We start from the raw sequence: 3,339 nt of genomic DNA on the forward strand, positions 1-3,339 counted from the left end.
CGCACCGGTGATCGAGCCGGATGGCGACACCGTGACCGCCGTCGCCGTGCAGATGCCCGGCGATCGACCGGTATCACCGGCACTGGCGCTGGGTCTGCATCTGACGCTGTCGCTGCTGGTGATCACCGCCGTCGCCTGGTGGGTCGCGCGACGGCTGACGGCACCGGTCAGAGGCATTCAGCACGCCGTGCGGCGCTTCGCCGGCGGCAAGCTGGACGCTCGCGTCGCGCCGGAGCACCGCGCCGGCTCCGATGACATCGGGGCGCTGGCGCGCGACTTCGATGCCATGGCGGACCGTATCGAGACGCTGATCCGGGACCGCGACCGCCTGCTCCACGACGTGTCCCACGAAATCCGCTCGCCACTGGCGCGCATGCGCATCGCCCTGGAGCTTGCGCGCGCCGATCAACCCGATGCACTGGATCGCTGCGACGCCGAGGTCAACCGTATCGACGAACTGGTCGAGGAGATTCTGACCTTCGCGCGCCTGGACCCGGACCAGGCCTCCGCGCATCAGCGCATCCAGATCGAGCCTGTCGATCTGGTGCGGCTCTGCGAGGACGCGACGGAACGTCACGCGATTGTTGCGGACGAAAGAGGCGTGGAGATGATGATCGACGCCCCCGAACAACTGGACGCCCAGGTGGACATCCGGCTGATCGACCGCGTGCTGGACAACCTGCTCTCCAACGCGCTGCGCTACGCCGAATCGCAGATCCGTATCCGCCTGCAATCCGTCGGCAACACGATCCGGCTGGCCGTCGAGGACGACGGGCCCGGCGTCGAACTCGATCAGCTGCCACGGTTGTTCGAACCGTTCTGGCGGGACGGCGACCAGACCACGACCGGCTACGGCCTCGGACTGGCACTGGTCGATCGCGTGGCCCGGGCGCATGGCGGTCGCTGCCAGGCCGAACCGGTGCAACCGCATGGCCTGAACGTCAGCCTCACCCTGCCGGAGCACCCCGCCTGATGCGCCCGCTGGTGCTGTTCACGGACTTCGGCTTCGAGGGTCCCTACGTCGGTCAGCTGAAACTGGCGGCGCACCGCTGGGGGCCTCGGGTGCCGGTCTTCGACCTGATGCACGACGCCCCGGCCTTCGCGCCAATCGCCGCGGGCTGGCTGCTCGCGGCACTGGTCGAGCGACTGCCGGAGGACGCCGTGGTCTGCGCGGTCATCGATCCCGGCGTGGGCACGGCGCGCCGCCCGGTGATCGTCGAGGCCGACAAGCGCCTGTTCGTCGGTCCGGACAACGGCCTGCTCAGTCGGGTGTCGGAGCAGTCCGCCAAGACCCGCTGGTGGAGCCTGGACTGGATCCCGGACGGGCTCTCCGCGAGCTTTCACGGCCGCGACCTGTTCACGCCAGCCGCGGCACGGCTGGCGCAGGGCGACTGGCCCGCGCACTCGCGGATCACGCCTCCGCACTGCGACGCCTCCGGCACGCCGGCGCAGATCATCTATGCCGACGGTTTCGGCAACGCCTGGACGGGGTTGCGCCGGCTGGAGCCCGCCGCTCAGGTCGAGGCCGGCCCGATGACCTTCCACCACGCCAGCACCTTTGGCGATCGCGAACCCGGCGAACCGCTGTGGTACATGAATTCGAACGGCTTCGTGGAGCTGGCGATCAATCAGGGATCGGCGGTCGACAAGGCCGGACTGCGGATCGGCACACCGATCACGCTGAACCTCACGCCACGCGAGAATCGGTAGATTCGCCGGACGAAGCCCGCCGCCTAGGCCGCGACGGCCACCGCATCATCCCGCGCGCCAAAGAACGCGCTCACCGCCGCGAGCTGTTCCCGAGCCGACTCCAGCCGCATCGCGGTCTTCAGAAACGCCGCCTGCTCGGGATGTCCGTCGGCATACCAGCCGATGTGCTTGCGGGCGACGCGCACGCCGCGTCGTTCGCCGTAGAGCGTGTACAGACCTTCGAGGTGTTCGATCAGCCAGGCGCCGATCTGCGCGGCGGACGGCGCCGGCAGTACCTCTCCGGTGCGCAGGAAATGGTCAATCTCGCGGAAGATCCATGGCCGGCCCTGCGCGGCGCGACCGATCAGCAAGCCGTCGGCGCCGGTGTCCCGCAGCACCTGCCGGGCCTTGTGCGGCGAGTCGACATCGCCGTTGGCGAACACCGGGATCGACACCGCCTGCTTCACCGCCCGGATGGTGTCGTATTCGGCCACGCCAGCGTATTTCTGGTCACGGGTGCGCCCGTGAATGGCAATCGCCGCGATCCCTGCCTGCTCGGCGATCCGGGCGATGCGCTCGGCATTGCGATGGTCGGCGCTCCAGCCGGTGCGGGTCTTGAGCGTGACCGGCACGTCGACCGCGTTGACAACCGTTTCGAGTATGGAGGCAACCAGCGCCTCGTCCCGCATCAGCGCCGACCCGGCGTCACGCTTGCAAACCTTCTTGGCCGGACAGCCCATGTTGATGTCGATGATGTCGGCGCCGTGGGCGACGTTGTGTCGCGCCGCGTTGGCCATCATCGCCGGATCGAACCCGGCGATCTGCACCGAGATCGGACCCGCCTCACCGGAATGGTCCATCCGGGCGCGTGATTTCGGCGTGTCCCAGAGACCGGGATCGGCGCTGAGCATTTCCGACGGCGCCAGCCCGGCACCCAGACGGCGACAGAGCTGGCGGAACGGCTTGTCAGTGACCCCCGCCATCGGCGCGAGAACCAGCGCGGGTTCGATTGTGTGTGGGCCGATCTGCATGGACGGATTTTCGCAGGCGGGGTTCGACCCGATCAATCTTTCAGCGAACGGTCGATGCTGCGGCGGTCCAGCGTGTCCTTGCGGCGATCGACCTCGATCGGCGTCGGATCGTCGTCTTCCGCATCCGCCTCGCAAACGGCCTCTTCCGGTTCGTCGCCCTTCTTCTCCTCGGGTGGGTCGAGGATGTCCTTGGCGGCCTGCGGGATGGTCCACTCGGACAGGTTGTAACCCGCCTGCTTCATCTTCTTGGCGAGGCCGGCGAGGCCGCGCGAGGTGCCGTGCGAGGTCGTGATCGAGGTACCGCGACGCACGATGGCGGTTTCCAGGCGCTCCAGGAAGGTGCTCCGGTCGCGGACGATGTTCCCGGACGAAATGCGCGAAAACGCCCAGCGCTCCGCCGAACGAAACCCGAGCGTGTCGGTCGCGACCGCGCCAAGGCCGTCAAAGATGATCAAGGTGATCTCACCGGCCTTGCGGATCTGGGCGCGCCTCAATGCGCTGTCGAGCAGACTCATGCTCATCCTGATCGAGTCCTTGTTGAAGCGATACGTCCGGAGTCATTCCAACTCCTGAAAACAGCGACGGGCAAACCCTGCGATGCGCTGCGCGATGGCCTCCG

At 67.9% G+C, this 3,339-nt stretch carries 4 protein-coding genes; 2 read left to right on the forward strand and 2 right to left on the reverse strand.

The window, feature by feature from the left end; translation table 11 throughout:
- The coding region (locus tag ABNS06_RS13955) for an ATP-binding protein (RefSeq protein WP_348675204.1) at positions 1-973 on the forward strand (973 nt) is incomplete at its 5' end.
- Positions 973-1,710: an SAM-dependent chlorinase/fluorinase gene (locus tag ABNS06_RS13960; RefSeq protein ID WP_348675205.1), complete on the forward strand. Its 738-nt coding sequence runs from the start codon at positions 973-975 to the stop codon at positions 1,708-1,710. The genes ABNS06_RS13955 and ABNS06_RS13960, both read left to right, overlap by 1 nt.
- 23 nt (positions 1,711-1,733) lie before the next feature.
- Here ABNS06_RS13960 and dusB read toward each other — a convergent pair whose 3' ends face one another.
- Both dusB and ABNS06_RS13970 read right to left on the reverse strand, forming a co-directional pair.
- Positions 1,734-2,720: a tRNA dihydrouridine synthase DusB gene (dusB, locus tag ABNS06_RS13965; protein WP_348675206.1), complete on the reverse strand. Its 987-nt coding sequence runs from the start codon at positions 2,718-2,720 to the stop codon at positions 1,734-1,736.
- A 32-nt stretch (positions 2,721-2,752) separates the two neighbouring features.
- Positions 2,753-3,235: a hypothetical protein gene (locus ABNS06_RS13970; protein ID WP_348675207.1), complete on the reverse strand. Its 483-nt coding sequence runs from the start codon at positions 3,233-3,235 to the stop codon at positions 2,753-2,755.
- Between the last annotated feature and the right edge of the window lie 104 nt (positions 3,236-3,339).

Source organism: uncultured Abyssibacter sp., from assembly GCF_964000955.1.
Taxonomy (GTDB): Bacteria; Pseudomonadota; Gammaproteobacteria; order Nevskiales; family OUC007; genus Abyssibacter.

Excerpts from the sequence above, each read along its gene's own strand:
- ABNS06_RS13960 (WP_348675205.1), top strand. The coding sequence starts at position 973 with ATGCGCCCGCTGGTGCTGTTCACGGACTTCGGCTTCGAGGGTCCCTAC.
- dusB (WP_348675206.1), bottom strand. The coding sequence starts at position 2,720 with ATGCAGATCGGCCCACACACAATCGAACCCGCGCTGGTTCTCGCGCCG.
- ABNS06_RS13970 (WP_348675207.1), bottom strand. The coding sequence starts at position 3,235 with ATGAGTCTGCTCGACAGCGCATTGAGGCGCGCCCAGATCCGCAAGGCC.